Genomic DNA, 23,838 nt, shown 5'->3' on the forward strand with positions numbered 1-23,838 from the left:
AGCGCGATACCAGATTTGCGCGAAAGGGGCCTTCGCCCTTAGGACGCACTTCATGACCACGCACACGACCCGTATGCTCATCCTCGGTTCGGGCCCGGCCGGCCTGTCGGCTGCGATCTACGGCGCGCGCGCCGGGATGGAGCCGATCGTCGTCCAGGGCATCCAGCCCGGCGGCCAGCTGACGACCACTACCGACGTCGAGAATTATCCAGGCTTTCGCGAGGTGATCCAGGGACCGTGGCTGATGCAGGAGATGCAGGCCCAGGCCGAGCATGTCGGCACCCGCATGATGTGGGACACGATCGTCGAGGTCGACCTGACCAAGCGGCCGTTCCGGCTGATCGGCGACGGCGGCGATGTCTATGTCGGCGACGTGCTGGTGATCGCCACGGGCGCGCAGGCCAAATGGCTCGGGCTCGACAGCGAGGAGGCGTTGAAGGGCAAGGGAGTCAGCGCCTGCGCGACCTGCGACGGCTTCTTCTATCGCGGCAAGAAGGTGGCGGTGATCGGCGGCGGCAACACCGCGGTCGAGGAAGCGTTGTACCTGACCAACCATTCGCCCGACGTGACCCTGATCCACCGCCGCGACTCGTTGCGCGCCGAGAAGATCCTCCAGCAGCGCCTGCACGCCAACGAGCGGATCAAGGTGCTGTGGAACAAGGAGGTCGAGACCTTCGTCGATGGCGGCGGCACATCCGGGCTGGTCGCGCTCGAACTGCGCGACACGGTTACGGGCGAATTGTCGCGGCTGGATGTCGAAGGCGGGTTCGTCGCGATCGGGCACCATCCGGCGACCGAGTTGTTCCGCGGCCATCTGGAGCTCGACGCCGACCATTACATCAAGGTCGAGACCGGTTCGACCCGGACCAGCGTGCCCGGCGTGTTCGCCTGCGGCGACGTGATGGACAAGGTCTATCGTCAGGCGGTCACCGCTGCCGGCACCGGCTGCATGGCCGCGCTCGATGCCGAGCGGTTCCTGGCCGAGGCGGATTTCGAGAAGGTGGCCGAAGCGGCCGAGTGACGTCAGCCGTTTGTCGGCTCCCCTTTGGGGTCGGCATGCTCTCCTGCTGGGACGTCATGAGGGACGTTCCAACCGAAATAGACTTCGACCTCGACGACCTTGCCGTCGCGCAATCTGTGAACCTCCGTGTTGCGGAAGCGCCGGCCGCCCATCGTGCCGATATAGGTCACGAACACCGCATCCCGGTCGGATGCCATGCGGACGATCTCGAAATCGTCCATGTTTTCGCTGCTCGGCCAGCAGAGGCGAAAATAGGCGTCGCGGTCGATCCGGTTGTCGAGCGGGCTCGAGAAATGGAAATCTTCGGCGATCAGTTGCTCGATTGCCTCACGATCCTTGTCGACATAGGCCTGCAACGTACCGCGGACGACATCTTGGTTGGAACTCACTGCGGTTGCTCCCATGGCGTCGTGGGGCAAACGCTAACGGGCTGGCGCCGTTCCTGGGTCAGCCGCTCCGATCGCCGCCAGGATCTGCGCGCGGAGCCAATCGCCATCGCCGGCCCGCGCGAAGCTGTGACTGTCGGTATCGCGGCGGTGGACGATATCCGGCTCGTGCCATGCATGCTCGAAGCGGATCGCGGTATTGTCGCGCTGGGCGAGCAGGATCGTGCGCGGCGTATCGACCATCGCCACCGCCATCTGCGCGGCGATAGGATTGGTCGGCTGCTTTGATTTGGAAGAAGCCTTTCGTAACCCTTTGATCGCTTTTGCGATATCCATTCCTCCGGACAACGCGCGGAGCCACTGGCGTGGATCGCGCAGGCGCTGGGCGTAATGCGAGCGAATGGCGCTTGCCGGGGGCATATCGTCCTCCTCGCCGCCGATCCAGGGATTGGCAAGCACCAAGGCATCGATCCCGGCATCGCGGTGGAAGAGCGCCAGCGCAGTCGCCGCGTCGCAATTGCCGAATCCGACGACACGCTTCATGTGCGGCGCTAGCGTGCGGAATTTGCGCGCGGCGGCGGCGATATCGGGACCACTATTCTGATAACCGCGATTGGCGCCGTCCGAATCGCCGATCCCGCGCCGATCGAACCGGAATACCGGAATGCCCGCCGCGGCGAGATCGGCGGCCAACAGCGCCATGCCGCGATGCGCTCCGCAGCGCAGTTCGTTCCCCCCGGAGACGATCAGCAGCCCGGTTGTGCCCGGGGCGTCGTCGAACGTTCCGATCAGCGTGTCGCCATCGCGGGGGAAGGCGGTCAGCTCGCGCATTGCGCAATCCAGTCGGCGATGTCGTCCGCGAGCAGGTCGGCGAGCGCGGGATCGTCGCCGGGCTCGCTCTGGCGCCATAACGGCGCGCCGGCGACCTTGCGGTCGGCCACCGCTGGATCGGTGTCGAGCCGGACGACGCGGACCGCGCCCTCTCGCACGCAATCCGCGGCGTTGAGTTCGCGCAGCAGCGTTCGCGACAAAGCGTTGCCCGCGATCGTCACCGGGCCGCCCTCGTCATTGTAATTGGCTAGGTCGATGTCGATCCGCGCGCCAGCTGCCGCGCTCGTACGCAGGAGTTCGCGGATCAGCGCCTCGCCCTTGGCCGGGGCGAGTTGCCAGCGCGATGCAGCCTTGACGTCATGATCGAGCAACGCGCCGCCGCGAAAGGATAAAATATGGACCGGGCGCTCGCCTGCGGCTGCCGTCGCGGCGGACGCGAGCGCCGTTCGCCAGCCGGCGAGCATGGCATTTTCGGTCGGTACCAAGCTTTCGCCTTGCCCGGGAAGGTCGGGCAGCGCGCCAGCGATATCTCGCGCGGCCAGACGGCGCAGTATGCCGCTAACGAAGGTGCGCGTGCGATTGGCTTCCTCGAGCAAGGGCAGCACCACAACCACGACCGGGCCCGTGGCAGGCCCGAAGCGGATCATCGCCTCGCGCCCGCCAGCCCAGTCATAATGATCGATCATGTGCCTTTCTTAGCGCCAACCTTGGCTTCGGCGAAACGGCGGAGCGCACCGAAGCTCTCAAGCATCTCTCCATCCACCTCATCGTCCTCGATCAGGATGTGCAGCCGATCCTCGAGTTCGGTCAGCACGCCGGCGACCGCCATCGAATCGAGCTCGGGCAGGGCGCCGAACAAGGCGGTGTCGTCGTCGAACGCGGCGACGCGGTCGGCGTTGAGCGCCAGGACATCCTTGAGGACGGCGCGCACGGTCTGGTCGACCGTCGACGGAGCAGGGTGCGTGGTCATCGTTTCGGCGCGTTACCGACAGGGAGGCGGCTTGGGAAGGGCGGCTGGTAGTCGCGGATCGGGACTCCGCTCCTCATGTTACGAATAGGCCGGCATGCCGGGCTTGTCCCGGCATCCAACGCGCAACAACGCGGGATTCGGTTGGGGAGGGTTGGACCCCCGGAACAAGTGCGGGGTGGCGATGATGGGAAGGGGGGCGAAAGTACGAAAGCGACCTTGGGGGAAGCGCCCGGCCTCGCTATCACGACGCCATGATCCCGCTCGATCCCGTGCCCCGGCCACTCGATCACCTTGCCCTATGCGGGCGTTCGGGCGATCCCGCACTAGTGATGCGTGACGGTACGCTCGATTTCACGGGCCTGGAGGCGCAAGTCGGCACACTGGCAGGTTGGCTGGCCGCGCAGGACCTGGAACCCGGCGACCGCGTTGCGACCTGGCTGCCAAAGACGCGCATCGCCTGCCTGATGCCGCTGGCGGCGGCACGTGCCGGTTTCGTACACGTGCCGATAAATCCGTTGCTCAAGCATCTGCAAGTGCAGCATATTATATCAGATAGTGGCGCCCGATTGCTGATCACGCAGGCCGCGCGCGCCAAGACACTCGAGGCCGACGGCGTGCGGATCGTGACCGAGGAGCTCGATCTGGAGGGCGCGACGCTGCCGCCTTCCGATGCCGATCCCGATGCGCTTGCCGCGCTTCTCTACACGTCCGGTTCGACCGGCCGGCCCAAGGGAGTGATGCTCAGCCACGCCAATCTATGGCTGGGCGCGATCAGCGTGGCGCATTATCTTCGGCTCGGTCCTGCAGACCGTGTACTCGGCGTACTACCGCTCAGCTTCGATTACGGTCAGAACCAGCTCTTCTCGACCTGGGCGGTGGGGGCGTGCGTGGTGCCGTTCGATTATCTGCTGCCACGCGACGTCTATCGGGCGATCGAGCGCGAGCGGATCACGACGCTGGCGGGCGTGCCGCAGCTCTGGACGCAATTACTTGATATCGATCCTCAAGATATCGACACACGTTCTTTGAAAAGAATAACGAATTCAGGCGGCGCGCTGACCCGTCGTCTGATCGACGGCCTGCGCGCGCGCTTTCCGCGAGCGGACATCTATCCGATGTATGGCCTCACCGAGGCTTTCCGCTCGACCTATCTCGAACCCAGCCTGGTTGCCGACCACCCGGATTCGATCGGTCGGGCAATTCCGTTCGCAGAGGTCATGATCGTGCGGCCCGACGGCCAACGGGCGGCCGCCGGAGAGCCTGGCGAATTGGTTCATGCCGGCCCGCTCGTCGCGCAAGGCTATTGGCAGGATCCGGAGCGCACCGCGGCGCGCTTCCGACCAGCACCGGCCTGGTCGCAATCTGGTGGCATGGCGGTATGGTCGGGCGATACTGCCGTGGCGGACGCCGATGGCTTGCTGCGCTTCGTCGGTCGCGACGACGAGATGATAAAATCGTCGGGTAACCGTATCAGCCCAAACGAAATCGAGGAAGCGATCACCGCCGGCGGAGAGACCAGCGAAGCGGTCGCGATCGGCGTACCGGACGAGCGGCAGGGGCAGGCAATCGTGGTGGTGGCTAAAGGGGACGGTTCTGCGGAGCCAGCCTTGCGGGAGCGCCTCCGGCGCGATTTGCCCAATTTCATGCAGCCCGCGCGCTATATCTGGCTGGCGGAACTGCCGCGCAATGCGAACGGCAAGCTCGACCGCGCAGCATTGAGGGGGGTGACGTCATGAAGCCGATGGGCGCGATCCCGCAGGAATTTAAGTCGTTGCCTATGACGATCGGCGGCCGCTCGGTCGAAGAGTTGCTCACGTCCTCGCCACTATTCGTCTACGATTCGGCAGTGATCCGGAGCCGGATCTCGCGCTTCCGGGCGGCATGTCCAGGCATCGACCTCCATTACGCCGTCAAAGCTAATCCTTTCCCGCCGTTGCTCGCGGCGATGGCACCCCTGGTGGATGGGTTCGATGTCGCATCCGCAGGCGAGCTGGCGCGGGTTACCAAGCTCGGAAAGGCGGTCAGCTTCGCCGGACCGGGCAAGACCGATGCCGAGCTTGACGCTGCCATAGGGGCAGGGGTTACGATCAACCTGGAGAGTGAAGGCGAGACTGACCGCGCGTTGGCGGTTGCTGATCGACTGGGGCGGAAGCCGCGCCTCGCGGTTAGGGTCAATCCCGAATTCGAACTGCGCGGATCGGGCATGCGCATGGGTGGGCGCGCCTCGCCGTTCGGGGTCGATGCCGAGCGCGTGCCGGCGCTGGTGAAGCGGATCCTGGCCGCCGATGCCGAGTGGCGCGGGTTTCACATCTTCGCCGGGTCGCAGGCGCTCGACCCGGCGGCGATCATCGATAGCCAGGCGCATACGCTTGAGCTGGCCCTCCGTTTGGCGGACATGGCAGGAGCTTCCCCGCCGCTCGTCAATCTCGGCGGTGGCTTCGGGATTCCCTATTTCCCGGGCGAGCAAGCGCTTGATATCGAAGCGATCGGTGTCGCGCTGACGCCAAGGCTCGACGCCTTGCCCGACACGCGATTCGCGATCGAACTCGGCCGCTGGCTGGTGGGAGAGGCAGGCGTGTATCTGACCCGCATCGTCGATCGCAAGGAGAGCCGGGGAGAGGTTTTCCTGGTCTGCGACGGCGGCCTCAACCATCAGCTCGCCGCCACTGGGAACTTGGGCACCGTCGTGCGCCGCAATTATCCGGTGGCCGTCGCCACGGCATCGGCGGACTCGCGCTGCGAAATAGTGAGCGTGGTCGGTCCGCTATGCACGCCGCTCGATCGCCTCGCCGATCAGGTCGAGTTGCCGGTGGCCGGTCAAGGTGACGTCATCGCGGTCTTCATGGCGGGAGCCTATGGGCTTACCGCAAGTCCGTGGGAGTTCCTGGGCCACCCCAGACCCGCGGAAATCCTGGTCTGATCTTTTACTCCTAACGCAATATTTACCCCCTCGACCCCATAGCCAAGCCCGAAGTCTGCGCATGCCGGAGTGACGTCACCGGTCCAGCCGTGCGCCGACGGGAGGCTGATTATGAGTTTCGTGAAGTTTTCCAAAGCCTTGATGCTCGTTGGCGCGAGCGCCAGCGTGCTGACGGGGTGCGCCGGCGGCGGCGGTGCGCAATTGCCCCCCGCGTCCTTCGTCGGATCCCGCGAACAGCCGAGCGAGGAATATGTGATCGGTCCGATGGACCAGCTCAACATCTTCGTATGGCGCAATCCCGAATTGTCGGCGAAGGTCCAGGTGCGCCCCGACGGCCGCATCACCACGCCCTTGGTCAACGACATGCCTGCGGTCGGCAAGACCCCGGCGATGCTCGCCGACGACATGAAGATCGCGCTGTCGACCTATATCAAGGACCCGATCGTCTCGGTCATCGTCGAGAGCCCGCAGAGCACTTATAGCCAGTCGATCCGCATCGTCGGCGCGACCGAAAAGCCGGCATCGATCCCGTATCGTGCCAACATGACCCTGCTCGACGCGATGATCGCGGTCGGCGGGCTCAACCAATATGCCGCGGGCAACCGCGCGCGGCTGGTGCGCCAGGACCGCGCTACCGGCCAGCAGCGCCAATATAACGTCAAGCTCGGCAAGCTGCTCAAGGACGGCGACCCGTCGGCGAACGTCAAGCTCGAGCCAGGCGACGTCATCATCATCCCCGAATCGATGTTCTGACGGAGGCCTGAAACCGTGAACGGCCTCTATGACGAAGTTCGCATCGCGCTCCACGCGATCTGGAACCGCCGCTGGATTGCGCTGGCGGCGGCCTGGGTCGTCGCGATCCTGGGCTGGCTGGCGGTCAGCCAGATGCCCAACCGCTACGAATCGAAAGCGCGTGTCTTCGTTCAAATGGGCCAGGTGCTGCCCTCCAAGATCGGCATCAGTGCCGCGGAGCAGCAGAACGACGTCGACACGATCCGCCAGACGCTGACCAGCGCGGTCAATCTGGAAAAGGTCGTGCGCGGTACCGATCTCGCCAACACAGTCTCGACGCCGCAGGAGGTCGCCGACCGCGTCGCCGGGCTGCAGCAGAACGTCAAGATCGTCGCCCAGCAAAACAATCTGTTCGAGATCAGCGTGACGGCGTCGAGCCCCAAGCTCGCCGCACAGATCAACCAGAAGCTGATCTCGATCTTCGTCGACCAGAATCTGGCCGACGATCGCAACGACACACAGACCACGCTGCGCTTCCTCGACAGCCAGGTGGAGGATCTGCAGCGCCGGCTCGCCGACGCCGATGCCAAGCGCACGCAATTCCAGACGCAATATCTCGGATCGCTGCCGGGCACTGGGTCACTGTCGGACCGCATGTCGGCGGCGCGCACCCAGATGGCGCAGATCGACAGCGATCTCGCCGCCGCGCAGACGAGCCTGGCATCGATCAACGGCCAGATGGCAGGCACCGCGGCGACCATTCCGGGCGTCGGCGGCGCCGGCAGCGCCGGGCCGGCGCGCGCGCGTCTCGCGGCGATCGAGGGCCAGCTCGCCGATGCGCGGGCCAAGGGCTATACCGAGAACCATCCGGACGTGGTCGCGCTCAAGAGCCAGCTCGGCGCCGCGCGTGCCGCCGCTGCACGCGAGCCGGCGGTCGGCAGCTATGCCGGCAACGGCCAGCCGAACCCGCAATATCTCTCGCTCAAGTCGATGCAGGTCGACAAACAGTCGCAGGTCGCGGCGCTGACGGCGCGCAAGCAGCAGCTCCAGCATGACATGGATGCGATCACCGGCAAGCTGAACGGCGATCCCGCCGCGGCCAACGAGCAAAGCCAGATCGACCGCGACTACCAGGTGCTCAAGGCGCAATATGACAAATTGCTGAGCGATCGGGAGGATGTCCGCGTCCGCGCCCAGGCGCAGGCGCAGACCGATTCGATCAAGTTCAGGGTGATCGATCCGCCCGTCGCGCCGCGCGCGCCGACCGCGCCCAATCGCCCGTTGTTGCTGACGGGCGTGCTGCTCGCGGCGATCTTCGCCGGGATTGGCGGGGCCTTCGCGCTGTCGCAGCTCAAGGCGACCTATGCCACTGCCGGGCGGCTCGAAAAGGCGACCGGGCTGCCGGTGATCGGGTCGATCAGCGAGCGCGTATCGCGGGCGGAGGCCGAATTCAGGAAGCGCAAGCTGCGCATGTTCGCGGGCGCCGCGGCCGCATTGCCGGTCGCATTCGTCGGCCTGCTCGGCGTGGAGATGCTGATGCGGGGGCTCGCGGCATGAACAAGCCGATCATCACCAAAAAGGGGTCGCTGCTCGAGCGCGCCGCGGAAGTCTACGACTTCTCGGCGCGGCTCAACGCACGCGCGATTCCGGAAAGCGACTTGCAGGCGCCACCGGTCCGCACGCCGGTCGCGTCCGTTCCGGTCGCCGAGGCGCCGCAGCCGGTGGAAACGCCGAGGACTGGCGCCGTACCGGTCGAAATGCCCGCCGCGCCCGTCGCTCGGCCGGTACCCGTGCTGCCGGCGGCTTTGCCGGTACCGGGCCGCCAGGCCAATATCGATCGCGATCTGCTGGCGGAAAACCAGTTGCTTATCCCGGGCGCGCCGATCGGGGTGCTGGCCGAGGAATTCCGCCTCGCCAAGCGCCAACTGCTGCTCACCGCGCGCCAGCTCAACAAGCAGGAGCCCGACAAGGCGCGGACCATCCTGGTCTGCTCGGCCAAGCCGGGCGACGGCAAGACCTATTGCGCGATCAACCTGGCGATCTCGATGGCGGCGGAGCGCGACACCCGCGTGCTGCTGGTCGATGCCGATTTCGCCAAGCCGGGGATCATGGCCCGGCTTGGAGTCGCCGACGGTCCCGGCCTGCTCGATGCCCTTGGCGATCCCGCGATCGATATCGAAAAGTGCGTGGTCGGTACCGACATCCCCAATCTCAGCCTCCTGCCCGCCGGCGCACAGACCAATGCCGATGTCGAACTTATCGCCAGCGGCCGCACGCCCGAGCTCATCGCCCGGCTGCTCGCCGCGGATCCGGGCCGTGTGGTGATTTTCGATTCACCGCCTGCTCTGTCGGCATCGCCCGCCTCGGTGCTGGCGCTGCATGTCGGCCAGGTCATGCTCGTGGTCCGCGCCGACAAGACGTCGGAAGGCGAGATCCGCGACACCGTGCAGCGGCTGGACGGCTGCGAGCACATCCAGCTTTTGTTGAACAGCGTTTCGTTCGCCCCGGGGGGGGCTCGTTTCGGCAGTTATTACGGCCAGGAGGACGAGGGCCAATGATGCGCTGTATTTCCGCGGGGGTCGCGCTTGCGACGCTGCTGGCCGCAATGCCGGCGGCGGCGCAGGACGACGGCGGGGGCCGGGGTAAGGACCGCCGGGTCTCCGTTGCGCCCTATATCGAACTCAGCCAGGTGCTCACCGCCGATGTCCAGTCGGGCGACGTGCTGACCTACAGCTCGGCGGCCGCCGGTGTCGATGCCGCGGTCGAGACGCGGCGTGTGTCGGTCAATCTGTCGGCGCGGTACGAGCATCAATTCGCCTGGGACAAGAATAGCGGCGACGCCGATGTCGTCACTGGTCTTGCCAATGCGCAAGTACGCCTGACGCGTGGGTTGTCGCTCGACGCGGGCGGCATCGCCACGCGCTCGCGTAACGACATTCGAGGCGCCGCGCCGGCCTTCTTCGGCAACGACCGCGATAATGTCAGCAACGTCTATTCGGGCTATGTCGGCCCGACCCTGACCACCGGCAGTGGTCCGGTCGCGATCAATGCGGCCTATCGCTTCGCCTATACCAAGGTGACCGAGCCGGGCCCGACCGGGGTCGCCCCGGGTAGCCCGCGGCTCGACTATTTCGACGATTCGAAGACCCAGATCGCGACCGCCTCGGTCGGCTTCAAATCGGGCACCGTCCTGCCGGTCGGCCTGACTGCCAGCGGCGGCTGGACGCGCGACGATCAGAGCCAGCTCGGCGGACGTTTCGACGATCTCTACGGCCGCGTCGATGCAGTGCTGCCCTTGTCGGGCAACGTCGCGGCGGTGGGCGGCGTAGGCTATGAAAAGCTGACCTCGAGCGCACGCGATCCGTTGCTCGATAGCGCCGGCGTGCCGGTCACCGACAACCGCGGCCGGTTCGTCACCGACCCCAATTCGCCGCGCCGCATCGCCTATCAGACCGACGGCATCTATTGGGACGCCGGCGTCGTCTGGCGCCCGAGCCCGCGCACCGCGCTCGAAGCCCATGTCGGCCGCCGTTATGGCTCGTGGAGCTATACTGGCTCGCTCAGCTACGCGCCTTCCAGAAACGTCGGCGTCCAGGTCGGCGTCTACGATACGGTCGAGACCTTCGGCAGCCAGTTGCAGCGCAGCCTGCGCGGGCTTCCCGCCCAGTTCACCGCGACGCGTGACTTGCTGGCCCAGCAATTCAGCGGCTGCACCTTCGGCACCACCGGTGGAAGTGCCGCGGGCGCTTGCATGAATTCGGTGTTCCAGTCGGTGTCGACCGCGACCTATCGCTCGCGCGGAGTCGATGCGGTTGCCACCCTGACTCGCGGCACGTCGACGCTCGGCTTCGGCGTAGGTTATTCGAACCGCAAATTCTACGCGCCGAACAGCCCCGGCGTGGTGATCATCGGTACCAGCGACGAAAGCTATTACGCGCAGCTCTTCTACTCGACGTCGATCGGCGAGCACACCTCGTTCAACGCCGATCTGTTCGCTAATTATTACGACAGCGGCATTGCGCCGGGGATCTACAGCCTGGGTGCGACCGGGTCGGTCTCGCGCAGCTTTGGCCGCCTCGGCACGACCGTCTCGCTCGGCGCCTACACCTTCAGCCAAGAGGGGCAGGAGGACCAGACCACCGCGCAGGCGCTCGTTGGTGCCCGTTACCAGTTCTGACCGCAGAGGCGGGGAAACCCGCCCGGAGATGAAGACGATGTATGACGACCATTATGGATTGAGCGGACGCCCGTTCGCGCTGACGCCCGATCCGAAATTCTGGTTCGATACCGCCACGCACCGCAAGGCGATGGCGTATCTCGGCTATGGCCTGAGCCAAGGCGAGGGGTTCATCGTCATCACCGGCGACGTCGGCGCGGGCAAGACCACCCTTGTCGGCCATCTGATGGCGACGATCGATCGCGAACGGCTGCACGTGATCAAAGTGGTGTCGAGCCAAGTCGACGGCGACGATCTGCTACGCATCGTCGCGACCGGGCTGGGGGTGGAGACCGCCGGCCTGATGAAGGCGCAATTGCTTTTGGCGATCGAGCGCGGGCTGCACTCGGTCGCGCGTTCCGGCCGCCGCACCTTGCTGATCGTCGACGAGGCACAGGCGCTGCACACCGGTGCGCTCGAAGAATTGCGCATGCTGTCCAATTTCCAGGCCGGCGGCCATGCGCTGCTGCAGATCTTCCTGCTCGGCCAGCCCGAATTCCGCGCTGCTTTGCATGGCAGCGACCGGCTCGAACAGCTTCGCCAGCGCGTGATCGCCATGCATCACCTCGATCCGATGGGCGCCGAAGAAGTCGAGCCGTACGTCCTGCACCGCATGTCGCTGGTCGGCTGGAACGGCCGTCCCAAATTCACGCCGGATGCCTTCGCCGCGCTTTATCGCGGGTCGGACGGCGTGCCGCGCCGGCTCAACCAACTCGCCGGCCGCGTCCTGCTGTTCGGCGCGATCGAGCAGATCGACGTGATCGACGCCAAGGTGATCGATGCAGTGATCGCCGATATCACCGGCGACATGCCCGCGCCCAGCGCGCCCGCGCCGCGGCCGGTCGTTGCCACGCCCGAGCCGACGCCCGAGCCCGAAATCGTCCCGGCCCCTGAGCCGATCAAGGCGCCCGAGCCGATCGCGGCGCGCGAGCCGATCGCAGTAGTCGAACCCGCGGCACCGGCCAATGATGCCAAGCCCGCGCCGATCGAGATCGCGCAGGATCGCTTCGCCGCGATCGAGGCGCGTCTGGAGGAACAGGATGCGGCGTTGCGCCGCGTGCTGGCATTGCTGGTCGATTGGGTCGAGGGTAACGAGGCCGCGGCAGCGCGCGGTGGCCGCGCGGCCTGACGCGCGGCAGGAGCGGCAAGATGCGCAACGGCCTGTCAGTCGACGTCGAGGAGTGGTTCCAGGTCGGCGCTTTCGAACGCGTAATTGACAAGGCCGATTGGGACGGTCTGGACAGCCGCGTCGCCTATAATACCGGCAAGGTGCTCGATCTGTTTGGCGAGACGGGGGTCAAGGCGACCTTTTTCACCCTGGGTTGGGTGGCCGAGCGAAACCCTGCGTTGATCCGCCGCATCGCCGATGAGGGCCACGAGGTCGCCAGCCATGGCTGGGATCATGACCGCGTGTTTACGCTGACCGCCGAGGCGTTTCGGGCCGACCTCAAGCGCGCGCGTATTGCGTTGGAGGACGCGTCGGGCCAACGCGTGACCGGCTACCGCGCGCCGAGCTTCTCGATCGACCAGCGCACGCCGTGGGCGCACCAGGTGCTGGCCGAGGAAGGCTATGCCTATTCGTCGAGCGTCGCGCCGCTCGTCCACGACCATTATGGCTGGGCCGACGCGCCCAAATACGCTTATCGTCCGGTGGCCGGATCGGACCTGATCGAGCTGCCCATCACGCTCGCCGATGTCGCGGGCCGCAAGATCACCACCGGCGGCGGATTCTTCCGACTGTTTCCGGCGGCGATCACCGATCGCGCGGTGGCGCGTGCCAATCGCGACGAAAATCGGCCGGCCGTGTTCTATTTCCACCCTTGGGAAATCGACCCTGAGCAGCCTCGCGTTGCCCACGCGTCTCTCAAGTCGCGCCTCCGCCATTACAGCCGGCTGGGGGCGATGGCGGGCAAATTGCGCGGGCTGGTGCGGCGCCACGATTGGGGGCGCGTCGATACCGTCGTCGCGGCCGAAGCGGAGCGCCTGCAGTGACGATGCCCCTGGTCTCGACCCCGGTGGCGATCAACGCCGCCGACCTGGCCGATCCGGACGAGCGCGCGCGGATCGATGCCTATGTCCGCGCGCATCCCGATGCGACGCCGTTTCACCTGACCGGCTGGAACGTCGCAGTCGCCTGTGCATGCGACCAGACCGCGCATTGCCTGATCGCGGAACATGCCGATGGCAGTCTGGCGGGTGTGCTGCCGCTGACCGAAATACGCTCGCCGCTGTTCGGCAAGGCGCTCGTGTCGGCCGGGTTTGCGGTCGATGGCGGCATTCTGACCGATCGCGACGCGGTGGCTGACGCTCTCGCCGCCTCGGCCTGGGCGATGGCCGAGCGGCTGGGCTGCCCCAGCCTTGAACTGCGCGGCGGGCCGGCGCCGGGCGAGGGGTGGATGGTCGACGAGACCACCTATCTCGGTTTCTCGCGCGATCTCGCCAAGGACGACGAGGCCGAATTGCTCGCCATCCCGCGCAAGCAGCGCGCCGATGTCCGCAAGTCACTCGACGCGGATTTGGAAATAGCGATCGGCAGCACGGCGCGCGACCTCGCGATGCATTATGCGGTGTTCTCGGAGTCGGTCCGCAATCTCGGCACTCCGGTCTTCCCGGCCAAGCTGTTTCGCGAGGTTGCTGCCGAGCTCGGCGAGCATGCAGACATCGTCACCGTGCTCAAGGACGGCAAGCCGCATGCCAGCGTGTTCAGCCTCTACCTCAACGGCACCGTCTATCCGTTCTGGGGCGGCGGCACGCGTGAGGCGCGGGCGCTCAAGGCCAATGACCGGCTCTATTACGAACTGATGCGCCATGCCCGCGGCCGCGGTTGCACGCGCTACGATTTCGGCCGGTCGAAAGCCGGGACGGGAGTCGCCGCATTCAAGAAGAATTGGGGATTCGAGGGGGTGCCGCTGCGCTACGCCAAGCGCGTGGCCGTCGGCGAGACGCCGCGCGAGATGAACCCGATGAGCCCGAAATATCGGCTGCAGGTAGCGATGTGGAAGAAGCTGCCTTTGTGGCTCGCCAATGCGATGGGACCGGTGATCGCCAAAGGCCTCGGCTGATGGGTGACTTGTTGTTCCTCGCGCATCGATCGCCATTCCCGCCGGATCGCGGCGACAAGATCCGCGCGTTCAACGTCCTCAAGCACCTAGCCGCGAACCATCGCGTGCATCTGGTCGCGTTCGCCGACGATCCCCGCGACCTCGAGGCTAAGGATGGGCTGGCAAGGTTCACGGCAAGCCGAACGGTCCTTTGGCGCGGCAAATCGCGACCGCGCGCCTTGGCGGAAGCGATGGTCGAGCGCCGTCCGGCGTCGCTGACCGCATTCGATGGTCATGCTATGCGCGATGCCGTCGCCGACGTACTCGAGCGCGAGGCCATCGATACGATCTACGTCTTCTCCGGCCAGATGGCGCAATATCTGCCGGCCAAGACGCCGGCGCGGGTGATCATGGACTTTTGCGACATGGATTCGCTCAAGTTCGCCGACTACGCGAAAGGCTCGCGCGGACCCATGCGCTGGCTGATGCGGCGCGAGGCGAGGCTGCTGTTCGAGTTCGAACGCCAAATCGCGCAGCGCGTCGATGCCAGTCTTTTTGTCAGTGAGGCCGAGGCCGATCTGTTTCGGACGCGTTCGGGTGCCGCCAATGTCCGGGCAGTCGAGAACGGCATCGACACCGACTTCTTCGATCCGGCCGCCGCATTCGAACGGATCGACACGCCCGGCAAGCTGATCGTCTTCACCGGCCAGATGGATTATCGCCCCAATGTCGAGGCGGTGACCTGGTTTGCCGAGGCCGTGCTGCCGCACATCCGTGCCACGCATCCCGACGCCGATTTCGTCATTGTCGGTCGCAACCCGACCGACGCGGTCACCGCGCTGGCGAGGCGGGACGGCGTACAGGTGACCGGCGAAGTGGCCGACGTCCGCCCGTGGCTCGACGCCGCGGCGTGCGTAGTCGCGCCGCTCAAGATCGCGCGCGGTATCCAGAACAAGGTGCTCGAAGCCATGGCGATGGCGCGTCCGGTGGTGGCGAGTGGCCCCGCCGCTGAGGGGATCGATCATGACGGGACGATCCTGAGCGGCGACACGGTCGCCGAGGTAGCGGATGCTGTGGACGGCCTGCTGTCGGACGCACCGGGCGCGGCTGCGATGGGGCGCAACGCGCGTGAGCGGGTCAAGGCGCGTTATGGCTGGAGCGCGCGGCTCGCCCCGCTCGACGCGCTGATCCGGTCTGACGCTAAGCACGCCAGTCCGGCAGCAAAGGGGCGAGTGGCCGCATGACTAGTGTCGCCAGTGCCGTGCCGCAGGCCGGCACCACGATCTCACCGACCTGGCGCCGGCCGTTGGCTGCGCTGGCCGCGGCGATAGCGATCATTCTGTTGATGTTCGGGCGCGACGTCGCGGCACTGGCCGAGCTCTATTGGACCAACACCACGTTCGGCCATTGCCTGTTCATCGCACCGGTCGTCGGCTGGCTGGTGTGGATCCGGCGCGGCGAGCTCGCGCAACTGACGCCCCAAGCTTGGGCGCCCGGGCTCGCGCTGGTTGCGGCTGGAGGGTTTGGCTGGCTGCTCGGCGATGCCGGGGGCGTGTCGTTCGCGCGGCACCTTGGCGTCGTGATGATGTTGCAGGGTGCGGTGGTGACGATCCTCGGCCCCAATATCGCACGCGCGCTGCTCTTCCCGATCGGCTATGCACTGTTTCTGGTGCCGTTCGGCGAGTTCCTCGAACCGCCGCTCCAGACGATCACCGTGTGGATCACGATGCATCTGCTGCACCTGGTCGGCGTCGCGGCGACGGTCGACGGCGTGCTGATCACCGCGGGCGACAAATATTTCGAGGTGGCGGAGGCCTGCTCGGGCTCCAAGTTCGTCATCGCGATGATCGCTTATGGCGTGCTGGTCGCCAACCTCTGTTATCGGACCTGGCCGCGGCGGATCGCCTTCATGACGATGGCGATCATCGTGCCGGTGCTGGCCAACGGCGTCCGCGCGTTCGGGACGATCTATGCCGCGGTGCTGACCAGCGTCGAACAGGCGACCGGATACGACCATATCGTGTTCGGCTGGGTATTCTTTGGGCTGGTTATGGCGGCGGTGCTGGCGATCGGCTGGAAATGGTTCGACCGCGCGCCCGACGCGCCGGCGTTCGATCCGGCGCGGTTGCAGGGCGCCGTGCGCTGGCCGCTCGACGCCATCGTGGCCGCGTTGTTGGTCCTTGCGGTCGCTGCCGCCTTTCCCGGATGGTCGGCGGCGATCGCCGGTCGCGCGCAGACGCTGCCGCAACATATCGATCTGCCGCAAGTCGCCGGCTGGACCCGCGCCCCGGTCAGCACGCGCGCGCCCTGGGCGCCGACCTATCCGGGCGCCGATCATCAATTGTTCGGCCGCTATGTCGACGGTGGAGGCAACGCCGTCGACCTCGCCATCGCGGTCTATGGCAGCCAGCATCAGGGCAAGGAGATGGTCGGCTTCGGCATTGGCGTGATGCAGCAGGATGATCGCTGGGTGCGGGTCGAGGATCTTGACGATCTCGACGGCGGCACGGTGATGCGCATCACCGCGCCGGGACCGGTGGAGCGCCAGGTCGCGACGTGGTACCGGATCGGCAATGTCCTCACGTCCGATCCGAAAATCGTGAAGCTCGAAACGCTCAAGGCCAAGCTGCTGGGCGGGGCGCAGCGCGCGGTCGCGATCCATGTTTCGGCCGAAGCGCTGCCGGGGCACGACCCGCGCGCGGCAATGGCGAAGTTCCTCGCGGCTTTGGGGCCGCTCGACGTGTTGGCGGATCGTTCGGCGGGGATGGCCCGGTGACAATCGCCGTCATCCCGGCAAAGGCCGGGATCTCAAGCAATATGGCGACGTTGCGTGAGGCCCCGGCGTTCGCTGGGGTGACGACGATGGGGTTAGGGAGAATTCGATAAATGTGCGGTATCGCCGGGATCTACCACCCCGGAACTCCCAAGCCGGTCGATCGCGCTCGCGTGTTGGCAATGGCCGATGCCCAGGCGCATCGCGGGCCCGATGGTGCGGGCGTGTGGACCGCGTCTGGCGTCGGGCTGTCGCACCGTCGGCTGGCCATTATCGATGTCGCGGGTAGTCCGCAGCCGATGCGCGACGGCGACCTGACCGTCACCTACAACGGCGAGATCTACAATTTCGCCGAGGTCCGCGCCGAGCTGCAGGCGATGGGCGCGAAGTTCGTCACCAATGGCGATACCGAAGTGCTGCTCCATGGCTGGCGGCAATGGGGCCCGGCGATGCTCGACCGGCTCAACGGCATGTTCGCCTTCGCGCTGCACGATGCCGGGCGGCAATGCCTGTTCCTGGCACGCGACCGGCTGGGGGTGAAGCCGCTCCATTATGTCGTGCTGTCGGACGGATCGGTCGCCTTCGCGTCGGAATTGAAGGGATTGCTCGCGCATCCGCTGCTTCGCCGCGCGCCCGATCTCTCCGCGATCGAGGATTTCATGGGGCTGGGCTACGTGCCCGACGATGCCAGCGTGGTCGCGGGCGTGAAGAAACTGCCCGCCGCGCATTATCTGTTGCTCGAACGCGGCCGGCCGGTGCCGGCGCCGCGACGCTGGTGGGATCTCGACTTTACCAGCCGCGCGAGCGGATCGCTCAAGGACCTCGAGGCCGAATTGGTCGACCGGATGCGCGCGGCGGTGAAGCTGCGCATGGTCTCCGACGTGCCAGTGGGAGCCTTCCTGTCCGGCGGCGTCGACAGTTCGGCGGTGGTCGCGCTGATGGCCGAATTGTCGAAAGGCGCGGTCAAGACCTGCACGATCGGCTTCCACGAGGCCGGGCATGACGAGCGCGACTATGCCGAGGCGATCGCGGCACGCTACCATACCGATCACCGCGAGCGCGTCGTCGCCGCCGACGATTTCGGATTGATAGATCGGCTGACCAGCGCGTTCGACGAGCCGTTCGCCGATGCCTCGGCGCTCGCCACCTTTCGCGTCTGCGAACTGGCGCGCGAGCAGGTGACGGTGGCGCTGTCGGGCGACGGTGCCGATGAGGCGTTTGCCGGCTATCGCCGCTACAAATTCCAGGCGGCCGAGGAGCGCATCCGTTCGCTCTTGCCGCGGGAGATGTCCGCCAACGTGTTCGGCACGCTCGGGCGGTTCTATCCTAAGGCCGACTGGGCCCCGCGCCCGCTGCGCGCCAAGACGACCTTGCTTGCCCTCGCCGAGGATGGCGCGACCGCCTATGCCCATTCGGTCGGCGTGACGACGCCGGCGCTGCGCGAGAAATTGTTCACGGCCGAGGCCTGGCGCCAGCTCGGCGGGCATCGCGCCGAGAATCGCTATATCGCCACGATGCGCGACGCGCCGGCGCGCGACGCGCTCGACCGCGCGCAATATGCCGACATCCAGCATTGGCTGACCGGCGACATCCTGACCAAGGTCGACCGCACCAGCATGGCGGTCAGCCTGGAAGCGCGCGAGCCGCTGCTTGACTATAAACTGATAGAATTTGCCGCGACCCTGCCGGTATCGATGCGCTTGCGGCGCGGGCAGGGCAAATGGCTGATGAAAAAGGCGATGGAACGCTATCTGCCTGACGGCATCCTCTATCGGCCGAAAATGGGCTTCGTGACGCCGATCAGCGCCTGGTTCCGCGGCGCGCTGGCCGATGAGGCGGCTGGTTTGGCGCGCTCGCCGCGGCTGCTGCAATGGTTCGACGGCCCGGCGATCGAGCGGATCGCGGCGGAGCACAAGGTTGGCCGCGCCGAGCATGGTCGGACCTTGTGGCAATTGGTCACTCTGGATCGAAGTCTGGCGCGGTTGTTCGGGTAGCGCCCTCCGGGGAAGTCGAAACCGTCATCCCCGCGAAAGCGGGGACCCATCACCAGGACTATCGGCCAGGCACAGCCGCAAGGTTTGTGGCAACCGCCGGAGCTGGGTCCCCGCTTGCGCGGGGATGACGAGCACGGCGTTGTTCGGGACGCTCACCGCAATTTGGCGATCGACAGCCCGTCTTCCTTCGCCCGCTGCTTCACCGATTCCTCGCTCCGCGTCAGCGCCTTGGCGATCGCCTTCAGCGCCATGCCCTTCTTGGCCAGCGTGTGGAGCTTCTGCACTTCGTCCTGCCGCCAGGGCTGCCGATGGCGCTCGAATTTCTCAGCCACGGAATACCGCCATCCCGGCATGCAGTGTCAGGGCAGCCAGGACTAAAGTCGACAGCACGAAGATCGAAAATCGGATCGCAATCTTGTTGACGGTCGCCTGGACGATCGAGTGGACGATCCTGAGGCCGACATAGGCCCAAGCGAGATAGGCGTTGAACCCGTTGCCCGTTCCGGAGAGCGCGATGGTCAGCGCGACCGCATAGAACAGGGTCGGCTGCTCCATCAGGTGATTGTAATTGTGGGCCGGCCATTGCGCCTGTTCCGGCACCATGCCGTCGAGGATGCCGGGGCGACCGCCCCGCGCCTTGGACATGTCGATCCCGGCCTTCTTGAGCGCGGGCATCCGCACTGCCATCATCCACGCGCACATGACGAGCGTCCACGCGATCAGGACGACGACGGGCTTCAGGATTTCATAGTGCATGAACAGGCCCCCTGATTGTTATATCCGGGCAGGCTGCATCAATCGGTTCTCAAATGCAACGGATCGCGGCTGGCGAGCTTGGTCAGCTCGCGGACCGGGAGTCGAAATCAGCACGCGCCGCTTCGATCCGCTCCAGATTGTCTTTCGCCCAGATCCACACGCCGCAAAAAGCCTCGCCCAGCGTGAGGCCCAGTTCGGTCAGGCGATACTCGACACGCGGCGGGATGACGGGGTGAACGGTGCGCACGACCAATCCATCGCGTTCCATCTGGCGCAGCGTCTGGGTCAGCATCTTCTGGCTGATCCCGGGAACTTCGCGACCGATCCGGGTGAAGCGCAATTCGCCCTGCTCGGCGAGCACATCGAGGATCAACATGGTCCATTTGTCCGCCACGCGCCCGATGACTTCGGTCACCAACGCTTCGACACGCGGATCGACATGGGCTGGCCAGGGCAGGTCGCGAACGGGCGGTGAGCTCATCGAACACTCTCTTTCGGGTAAGTATAAATCTTTCTGGTGCCTTCTTTCGCCGGGAGAGTATCGGCGTACATCGCTCCCATCAACCCCAGGGAAGGAGCGATCCGATGAAGAACAGCGGCAATACCATCCTCATCACCGGCGGCGGGTCGGGCATCGGCGAAGCGCTTGCCCATCGGTTTCATGACGCCGGCAATATCGTGATCATAGCGGGCCGGCGCCAGGACGCGCTCGATGCTGCCGCGGCGGGCCGGCCCAATATTCACACTATGACACTCGACATCGAAAGCGGGCAGGGCATCACTGACTTCGCAGCGCGGCTGCTCGCCGCTTTCCCGGCGCTCAACGTGCTGATCAACAATGCCGGAATCATGCGGCTCGAACCGCTCGATCGATCGCGCGACCTAGGCGATGCCGAGGCGACGATCACCACCAACCTGCTCGGGCCGATCCGATTGACCAATGCCTTGATCGATCACCTGACGGCTCAGCCAGATGCCGCGATCGTCAACGTTACCTCCGGACTGGCGTTCGTGCCGTTGGTCGACACACCGACCTATAATGCCACCAAGGCAGCGATCCATTCCTATACCGTCGCGATGCGCGACGCGCTGGCGGGCAAGGTCGAGGTGATCGAACTGGTGCCACCGGCGGTGCAGACTGGCCTGACGCCGGGCCAGGAAACGCGCCAAGGCTATCAGCCGCTCGACGAGTTCGCGGACGAAGTGATGACGTTGTTCGCGCAACAGCCGACGCCGTCAGAGATCCTGGTCCAACGCGTCCATTTCCTGCGCGACGCCGAGCGGGAAGGGCGGTTCGACGCGGCCTTCGAGCAAATCAACCGCCTCGTCCGTCAGGCACGTGAGGCCCAGCAATAAGGAGATATTTCATGCCTTTCGCCAATTTCAAACTGCCCGAAGCCGCCCTCTCGAAGGCGCAAAAGGCCGACCTCGCGCACCGTACCACCGAGCTGTTGGTCGGATATTTCGGCGAAGGCGCCAGAGCGCACACGATGGTGCTGATCGAGGAGGTGCGCGATGGCGGCTACACCCGCGCCGACGAGGTGTTCGTCGTGCCTGAGGCGTATCGGGCGAAAGACTAACGCTCTCCCCTCCCTGCAAGGGAGGGGTCGGGGGGTGGGTGCGAGCGTGGTGACCCCCTGGACCAAGCGACAAAAGAAAAGCCGGGGCATCGAGCCCCGGCCTTTCTAACCCATCCCTTGATCCCCTCCCTTGCAGGGAGGGGAAGGGCTCAATCACGCAAAAAGCTTTGCCCAACGCCGCTCGGGGCGGTCCTTCCAAAGCCCGCGATGATAGGCATCGCTCGCCAGCAGCGGCATCACCGAGCCGGCCTCGGCGAACACCATCTGCTCGATGCCGGTATTGACCTTGCCCCAGCTCGCGGCCTCCTGCAGCGTCGAGGACGAACAGGCGCCGTCGCGGACGTCGGCGACCGTGATCTGCACCGCGTATTTGTGCACCTCGACATCCTCGTGGCCAAGGATCTCGGCACACACCACGGTGTCCTGAATGAAGTTCTTCGGCACGCCGCCGCCGATCATCAGCAGGCCGGTGGTACCGGCCTGGATCTTGATCTCGGTCAGCTCGCGGAAATCGGCGATCGCGTCGAGCACCATGTACGGCTGACCCACCTTGGCGCGGTCGACCTGATGCTTGACGAGGCCGAAACCGGCCGAGGAGTCGACGAACGCGGGGCAGAAGATCGGAACGTCATGCTCGTAAGCGAGCTTGACCAGGCTGTTCTCCTTCTTGCCATGCTCGGCGAGATACTTGCCCATCTCGCGAATGAAGGCGCGGCTCGAATAGGGCTTGGCTTCCAGGCTGTCGGCGATCTTCAGGATCGTGTGATCGCAGTCCTGGAGCTGCTCCTCGTCGATATAGGTGTCGTAGATGCGGTCGATATAGAGCGAGCGCAGCGTGTCGTCGTCCGGGATTTCAAGCGCTTGGTAGTGCTTGTGACCAAGACCCTCGAAGAAATCCATGTCGACGATCGAGGCGCCGGTGGCGACGACTACGTCGACCATCTTGTTGCGGATTAGCTCGGCATAGAGATCCATGCAGCCGCCGGCCGAGGTCGATCCGGCGATGACCAGGACGACGGTGCAATCCTTGTCCGCCAGCATCTGGTTGTAGATTTTGGTCGCGCGGCCGAGGTCGCGGCTGGTGAAGCTCATGTCGCTCATCGCGTCGACGATCGGACGCGCGTCGAACGATGTGATGTCGATATGCTTGACCGTCTTCGACAGCAATTCCGCCTTGCGGGTGTCGTTGATCGGCGCATTGGCGGCCGCGGTCTTGGTCAGGGTGTCGGTCATGGGTTCAGTTCCCGTTCTTCTCATGCCGCCGTCGTTCAAGGGGACGCGGAAACCCGTAAGAAAATAGTCGTCACCCCAGCGAAGGCTGGGGTCTCAAGCAGTAGGAATACTGCGCGAGATGCCAGCTTTCGCTGGCATGACGACTGTGGATGGCAGCTGTTACAGCTTTACGACGTTCGACGCGACCTCGCGGTCCTCGCTCAGGTAAAGCGATGCCATCGGCTCGTCCTCGACGATCACCGTCTCGTCCGATCCGAAGCCGTTGAACGCGGTCCGCATCGCCGATCCGTAGGCGCCGAGCATCCCGATCTCGAGATAATCGCCCGCCCGCACATCCGCCGGCAGCATGAACGGCCCGCGCATATGGTCGAGATCGTCGCAGGTCGGGCCGTAGAAGCTGAACGCCATGTCCTTGGCATTGCTGTCGGGCTCGCGCAGCAGCGTGACCGGAAACCGCCAGGCGATATGCGCGGCGTCGAACAGCGCGCCATAGGCACCGTCGTTGATGTACAATTCGTCGCCGCGGCGCTTTTCGACGCGCACGATGATCGAGCTGTACTCGGCGCACAAGGCACGGCCAGGTTCGGCCCAAAGCTCGGCCGAATAGGAAATCGGCAGGCTCTCGAAGGCGCGGTGGATCGTCTCGAAATAATGTTCGAGCGGCGGGGGCTCCATGCCGGGATAGGTCGAGGGAAAGCCGCCGCCGACATCGACGACGTCGACCGTCACGCCGGCCTCGACGATCGCCTGGCGCACGCGCTCCATCGCCTCGGCATAAGCGGCCGGCGTCATCGCCTGGCTGCCGACATGGAAGCAGATGCCCAACGCATCGGCGATTTGCCGCGCCCGGAACAGCAGCTCCTTCGATTCACCCGGCGCCACGCCGAACTTCGACGCAAGGCTGAGCTTGGAATGCTCGGACGACACGCGCAGGCGCACGCACAACGTCAGGTCGCTCGCGCCGTGGGTGGCGCGGACGATCTTGTCGAGTTCCTCGATCGAATCGAGGCTGAACGTCTTCACGCCATGCGTGAAATACGCCTCGTGGATCGCTTCCTCGGCCTTGACCGGGTGCATGAAGCACAGGGTTGCGTCGGGCAAAGTACGCCGCACCAGCCGCACCTCGGCGATCGAGGCCACATCGTAATGCGTGATGCCGCTATCCCAGAGAATCTGGATCAGTTCGGGCGATGGATTCGCCTTGACGGCATACATCGAGCGGCCCGGAAACTTCTCGACGAAGAATCGGGCGGCGCGGGAAGCCGCGTGCGGGCGAATGAGCGTGACCGGCTGAACCGGCCGCTGATCAAGAGCAATTCCGCGGGCGGAATTACCAGGGGCAGTCGCTAGCCCCAGCGCGCTATGATGCTTGTGCAACTCAAGGG

Annotated in this window: 24 protein-coding genes; 15 read left to right on the plus strand and 9 right to left on the minus strand. The window is 65.6% G+C overall.

Going from position 1 to position 23,838, the window contains the following annotated elements; genetic code table 11:
* Nucleotides 1-52 precede the first annotated feature (52 nt).
* The gene (gene trxB / locus Q0L25_RS02280) at nt 53-1,021 is read left to right on the plus strand and encodes a thioredoxin-disulfide reductase (RefSeq protein ID WP_296611293.1); all 969 of its coding nucleotides are present in this window, start codon (nt 53-55) and stop codon (nt 1,019-1,021) included.
* A 2-nt stretch (nt 1,022-1,023) separates the two neighbouring features.
* Here trxB and Q0L25_RS02285 read toward each other — a convergent pair whose 3' ends face one another.
* Genes Q0L25_RS02285 through Q0L25_RS02300 form a run of 4 tightly spaced genes read right to left on the minus strand, consistent with a single transcriptional unit; the run spans nt 1,024 to nt 3,208 of the window.
* Complete coding sequence (locus Q0L25_RS02285) at nt 1,024-1,410, minus strand: nuclear transport factor 2 family protein (protein ID WP_296611294.1); 387 nt, start codon at nt 1,408-1,410, stop codon at nt 1,024-1,026.
* Between the two features lie 33 nt (nt 1,411-1,443).
* Nucleotides 1,444-2,238 carry a hydrolase 1, exosortase A system-associated gene (locus Q0L25_RS02290; RefSeq protein WP_296611295.1) on the minus strand — a complete coding sequence of 265 codons (795 nt, stop codon included), beginning with the start codon at nt 2,236-2,238 and terminating at the stop codon, nt 1,444-1,446.
* Nucleotides 2,226-2,924: a hypothetical protein gene (locus Q0L25_RS02295; RefSeq protein ID WP_296611296.1), complete on the minus strand. Its 699-nt coding sequence runs from the start codon at nt 2,922-2,924 to the stop codon at nt 2,226-2,228. The genes Q0L25_RS02290 and Q0L25_RS02295 overlap by 13 nt, the downstream gene beginning before the upstream one ends.
* Nucleotides 2,921-3,208 carry an acyl carrier protein gene (locus Q0L25_RS02300; RefSeq protein ID WP_296611297.1) on the minus strand — a complete coding sequence of 96 codons (288 nt, stop codon included), beginning with the start codon at nt 3,206-3,208 and terminating at the stop codon, nt 2,921-2,923. Before Q0L25_RS02300 ends, Q0L25_RS02295 begins: the two co-directional genes overlap by 4 nt.
* Nucleotides 3,209-3,459: 251 nt before the next feature.
* Here Q0L25_RS02300 and Q0L25_RS02305 point away from each other — a divergent pair, with 251 nt between their 5' ends.
* From Q0L25_RS02305 to Q0L25_RS02360, 12 genes are all read left to right on the plus strand, one after another.
* Entirely contained in the window at nt 3,460-4,944 is a 1,485-nt protein-coding gene (locus tag Q0L25_RS02305; RefSeq protein ID WP_296611298.1) for an AMP-binding protein, read from the plus strand.
* Nucleotides 4,941-6,128, plus strand: a complete 1,188-nt coding sequence (locus Q0L25_RS02310) for a pyridoxal-dependent decarboxylase, exosortase A system-associated (protein ID WP_296611299.1) — start codon at nt 4,941-4,943, stop codon at nt 6,126-6,128. Before Q0L25_RS02305 ends, Q0L25_RS02310 begins: the two co-directional genes overlap by 4 nt.
* Before the next feature lie 111 nt (nt 6,129-6,239).
* Nucleotides 6,240-6,881, plus strand: a complete 642-nt coding sequence (locus Q0L25_RS02315) for an XrtA/PEP-CTERM system exopolysaccharide export protein (RefSeq protein WP_296611300.1) — start codon at nt 6,240-6,242, stop codon at nt 6,879-6,881.
* 15 nt (nt 6,882-6,896) lie between these two features.
* The gene (locus Q0L25_RS02320) at nt 6,897-8,417 is read left to right on the plus strand and encodes an XrtA system polysaccharide chain length determinant (protein WP_296611301.1); all 1,521 of its coding nucleotides are present in this window, start codon (nt 6,897-6,899) and stop codon (nt 8,415-8,417) included.
* Entirely contained in the window at nt 8,414-9,418 is a 1,005-nt protein-coding gene (locus tag Q0L25_RS02325; protein ID WP_296611302.1) for an AAA family ATPase, read from the plus strand. Before Q0L25_RS02320 ends, Q0L25_RS02325 begins: the two co-directional genes overlap by 4 nt.
* Nucleotides 9,418-11,037 carry a hypothetical protein gene (locus Q0L25_RS02330; protein WP_296611303.1) on the plus strand — a complete coding sequence of 540 codons (1,620 nt, stop codon included), beginning with the start codon at nt 9,418-9,420 and terminating at the stop codon, nt 11,035-11,037. The genes Q0L25_RS02325 and Q0L25_RS02330 overlap by 1 nt, the downstream gene beginning before the upstream one ends.
* Before the next feature lie 37 nt (nt 11,038-11,074).
* The gene (locus Q0L25_RS02335) at nt 11,075-12,205 is read left to right on the plus strand and encodes an AAA family ATPase (protein ID WP_296611412.1); all 1,131 of its coding nucleotides are present in this window, start codon (nt 11,075-11,077) and stop codon (nt 12,203-12,205) included.
* 20 nt (nt 12,206-12,225) lie between these two features.
* Nucleotides 12,226-13,068 carry an XrtA system polysaccharide deacetylase gene (locus Q0L25_RS02340; RefSeq protein WP_296611304.1) on the plus strand — a complete coding sequence of 281 codons (843 nt, stop codon included), beginning with the start codon at nt 12,226-12,228 and terminating at the stop codon, nt 13,066-13,068.
* The gene (locus Q0L25_RS02345) at nt 13,065-14,138 is read left to right on the plus strand and encodes a FemAB family XrtA/PEP-CTERM system-associated protein (protein ID WP_296611305.1); all 1,074 of its coding nucleotides are present in this window, start codon (nt 13,065-13,067) and stop codon (nt 14,136-14,138) included. Before Q0L25_RS02340 ends, Q0L25_RS02345 begins: the two co-directional genes overlap by 4 nt.
* Nucleotides 14,138-15,361: a TIGR03087 family PEP-CTERM/XrtA system glycosyltransferase gene (locus tag Q0L25_RS02350; RefSeq protein ID WP_296611306.1), complete on the plus strand. Its 1,224-nt coding sequence runs from the start codon at nt 14,138-14,140 to the stop codon at nt 15,359-15,361. The genes Q0L25_RS02345 and Q0L25_RS02350 overlap by 1 nt, the downstream gene beginning before the upstream one ends.
* Nucleotides 15,358-16,893 carry an exosortase A gene (xrtA, locus tag Q0L25_RS02355; RefSeq protein ID WP_296611307.1) on the plus strand — a complete coding sequence of 512 codons (1,536 nt, stop codon included), beginning with the start codon at nt 15,358-15,360 and terminating at the stop codon, nt 16,891-16,893. Before Q0L25_RS02350 ends, xrtA begins: the two co-directional genes overlap by 4 nt.
* A 110-nt stretch (nt 16,894-17,003) precedes the next feature.
* Complete coding sequence (locus tag Q0L25_RS02360) at nt 17,004-18,884, plus strand: XrtA/PEP-CTERM system amidotransferase (RefSeq protein ID WP_296611308.1); 1,881 nt, start codon at nt 17,004-17,006, stop codon at nt 18,882-18,884.
* A gap of 152 nt (nt 18,885-19,036) precedes the next feature.
* Here Q0L25_RS02360 and Q0L25_RS02365 read toward each other — a convergent pair whose 3' ends face one another.
* The 3 genes from Q0L25_RS02365 to Q0L25_RS02375 form a co-directional block, all read right to left on the minus strand.
* Nucleotides 19,037-19,216 carry a hypothetical protein gene (locus Q0L25_RS02365; protein WP_066584739.1) on the minus strand — a complete coding sequence of 60 codons (180 nt, stop codon included), beginning with the start codon at nt 19,214-19,216 and terminating at the stop codon, nt 19,037-19,039.
* Entirely contained in the window at nt 19,209-19,640 is a 432-nt protein-coding gene (locus Q0L25_RS02370) for an MAPEG family protein (RefSeq protein WP_296611309.1), read from the minus strand. Before Q0L25_RS02370 ends, Q0L25_RS02365 begins: the two co-directional genes overlap by 8 nt.
* An 82-nt stretch (nt 19,641-19,722) precedes the next feature.
* Nucleotides 19,723-20,121: a helix-turn-helix domain-containing protein gene (locus tag Q0L25_RS02375; RefSeq protein ID WP_296611310.1), complete on the minus strand. Its 399-nt coding sequence runs from the start codon at nt 20,119-20,121 to the stop codon at nt 19,723-19,725.
* A 104-nt stretch (nt 20,122-20,225) separates the two neighbouring features.
* On the opposite strand from Q0L25_RS02375, the gene Q0L25_RS02380 reads away from it, so the two are divergent.
* Nucleotides 20,226-20,996: an SDR family oxidoreductase gene (locus Q0L25_RS02380; protein WP_296611311.1), complete on the plus strand. Its 771-nt coding sequence runs from the start codon at nt 20,226-20,228 to the stop codon at nt 20,994-20,996.
* A gap of 11 nt (nt 20,997-21,007) precedes the next feature.
* The gene (locus Q0L25_RS02385; protein WP_296611312.1) at nt 21,008-21,220 is read left to right on the plus strand and encodes a 4-oxalocrotonate tautomerase family protein; all 213 of its coding nucleotides are present in this window, start codon (nt 21,008-21,010) and stop codon (nt 21,218-21,220) included.
* 153 nt (nt 21,221-21,373) lie between these two features.
* Here Q0L25_RS02385 and Q0L25_RS02390 read toward each other — a convergent pair whose 3' ends face one another.
* Together Q0L25_RS02390 and Q0L25_RS02395 are read right to left on the minus strand one after the other, a co-directional pair.
* On the minus strand, nt 21,374-22,453 hold the full coding sequence (locus Q0L25_RS02390; protein ID WP_296611313.1) for a deoxyhypusine synthase: 1,080 nt from the start codon (nt 22,451-22,453) through the stop codon (nt 21,374-21,376).
* Nucleotides 22,454-22,612: 159 nt separating this feature from the next.
* Complete coding sequence (locus tag Q0L25_RS02395) at nt 22,613-23,830, minus strand: type III PLP-dependent enzyme (RefSeq protein WP_296611314.1); 1,218 nt, start codon at nt 23,828-23,830, stop codon at nt 22,613-22,615.
* Between the last annotated feature and the right edge of the window lie 8 nt (nt 23,831-23,838).

The sequence above is a fragment of the Sphingomonas sp. genome, assembly GCF_024508665.1.
Lineage (GTDB): Bacteria > Pseudomonadota > Alphaproteobacteria > Sphingomonadales > Sphingomonadaceae > Sphingomonas.

Coding starts and splice junctions, on each gene's coding strand:
- Q0L25_RS02385 (WP_296611312.1), top strand. CDS start 21,008: ATGCCTTTCGCCAATTTCAAACTGCCCGAAGCCGCCCTCTCGAAGGCG.
- Q0L25_RS02290 (WP_296611295.1), bottom strand. CDS start 2,238: ATGCGCGAGCTGACCGCCTTCCCCCGCGATGGCGACACGCTGATCGGA.
- Q0L25_RS02360 (WP_296611308.1), top strand. CDS start 17,004: ATGTGCGGTATCGCCGGGATCTACCACCCCGGAACTCCCAAGCCGGTC.
- Q0L25_RS02340 (WP_296611304.1), top strand. CDS start 12,226: ATGCGCAACGGCCTGTCAGTCGACGTCGAGGAGTGGTTCCAGGTCGGC.
- Q0L25_RS02390 (WP_296611313.1), bottom strand. CDS start 22,453: ATGACCGACACCCTGACCAAGACCGCGGCCGCCAATGCGCCGATCAAC.
- Q0L25_RS02350 (WP_296611306.1), top strand. CDS start 14,138: ATGGGTGACTTGTTGTTCCTCGCGCATCGATCGCCATTCCCGCCGGAT.
- Q0L25_RS02305 (WP_296611298.1), top strand. CDS start 3,460: ATGATCCCGCTCGATCCCGTGCCCCGGCCACTCGATCACCTTGCCCTA.
- Q0L25_RS02315 (WP_296611300.1), top strand. CDS start 6,240: ATGAGTTTCGTGAAGTTTTCCAAAGCCTTGATGCTCGTTGGCGCGAGC.
- xrtA (WP_296611307.1), top strand. CDS start 15,358: ATGACTAGTGTCGCCAGTGCCGTGCCGCAGGCCGGCACCACGATCTCA.
- Q0L25_RS02380 (WP_296611311.1), top strand. CDS start 20,226: ATGAAGAACAGCGGCAATACCATCCTCATCACCGGCGGCGGGTCGGGC.
- Q0L25_RS02370 (WP_296611309.1), bottom strand. CDS start 19,640: ATGCACTATGAAATCCTGAAGCCCGTCGTCGTCCTGATCGCGTGGACG.
- Q0L25_RS02375 (WP_296611310.1), bottom strand. CDS start 20,121: ATGAGCTCACCGCCCGTTCGCGACCTGCCCTGGCCAGCCCATGTCGAT.
- Q0L25_RS02335 (WP_296611412.1), top strand. CDS start 11,075: ATGTATGACGACCATTATGGATTGAGCGGACGCCCGTTCGCGCTGACG.
- Q0L25_RS02310 (WP_296611299.1), top strand. CDS start 4,941: ATGAAGCCGATGGGCGCGATCCCGCAGGAATTTAAGTCGTTGCCTATG.
- trxB (WP_296611293.1), top strand. CDS start 53: ATGACCACGCACACGACCCGTATGCTCATCCTCGGTTCGGGCCCGGCC.
- Q0L25_RS02300 (WP_296611297.1), bottom strand. CDS start 3,208: ATGACCACGCACCCTGCTCCGTCGACGGTCGACCAGACCGTGCGCGCC.
- Q0L25_RS02295 (WP_296611296.1), bottom strand. CDS start 2,924: ATGATCGATCATTATGACTGGGCTGGCGGGCGCGAGGCGATGATCCGC.
- Q0L25_RS02325 (WP_296611302.1), top strand. CDS start 8,414: ATGAACAAGCCGATCATCACCAAAAAGGGGTCGCTGCTCGAGCGCGCC.
- Q0L25_RS02330 (WP_296611303.1), top strand. CDS start 9,418: ATGCGCTGTATTTCCGCGGGGGTCGCGCTTGCGACGCTGCTGGCCGCA.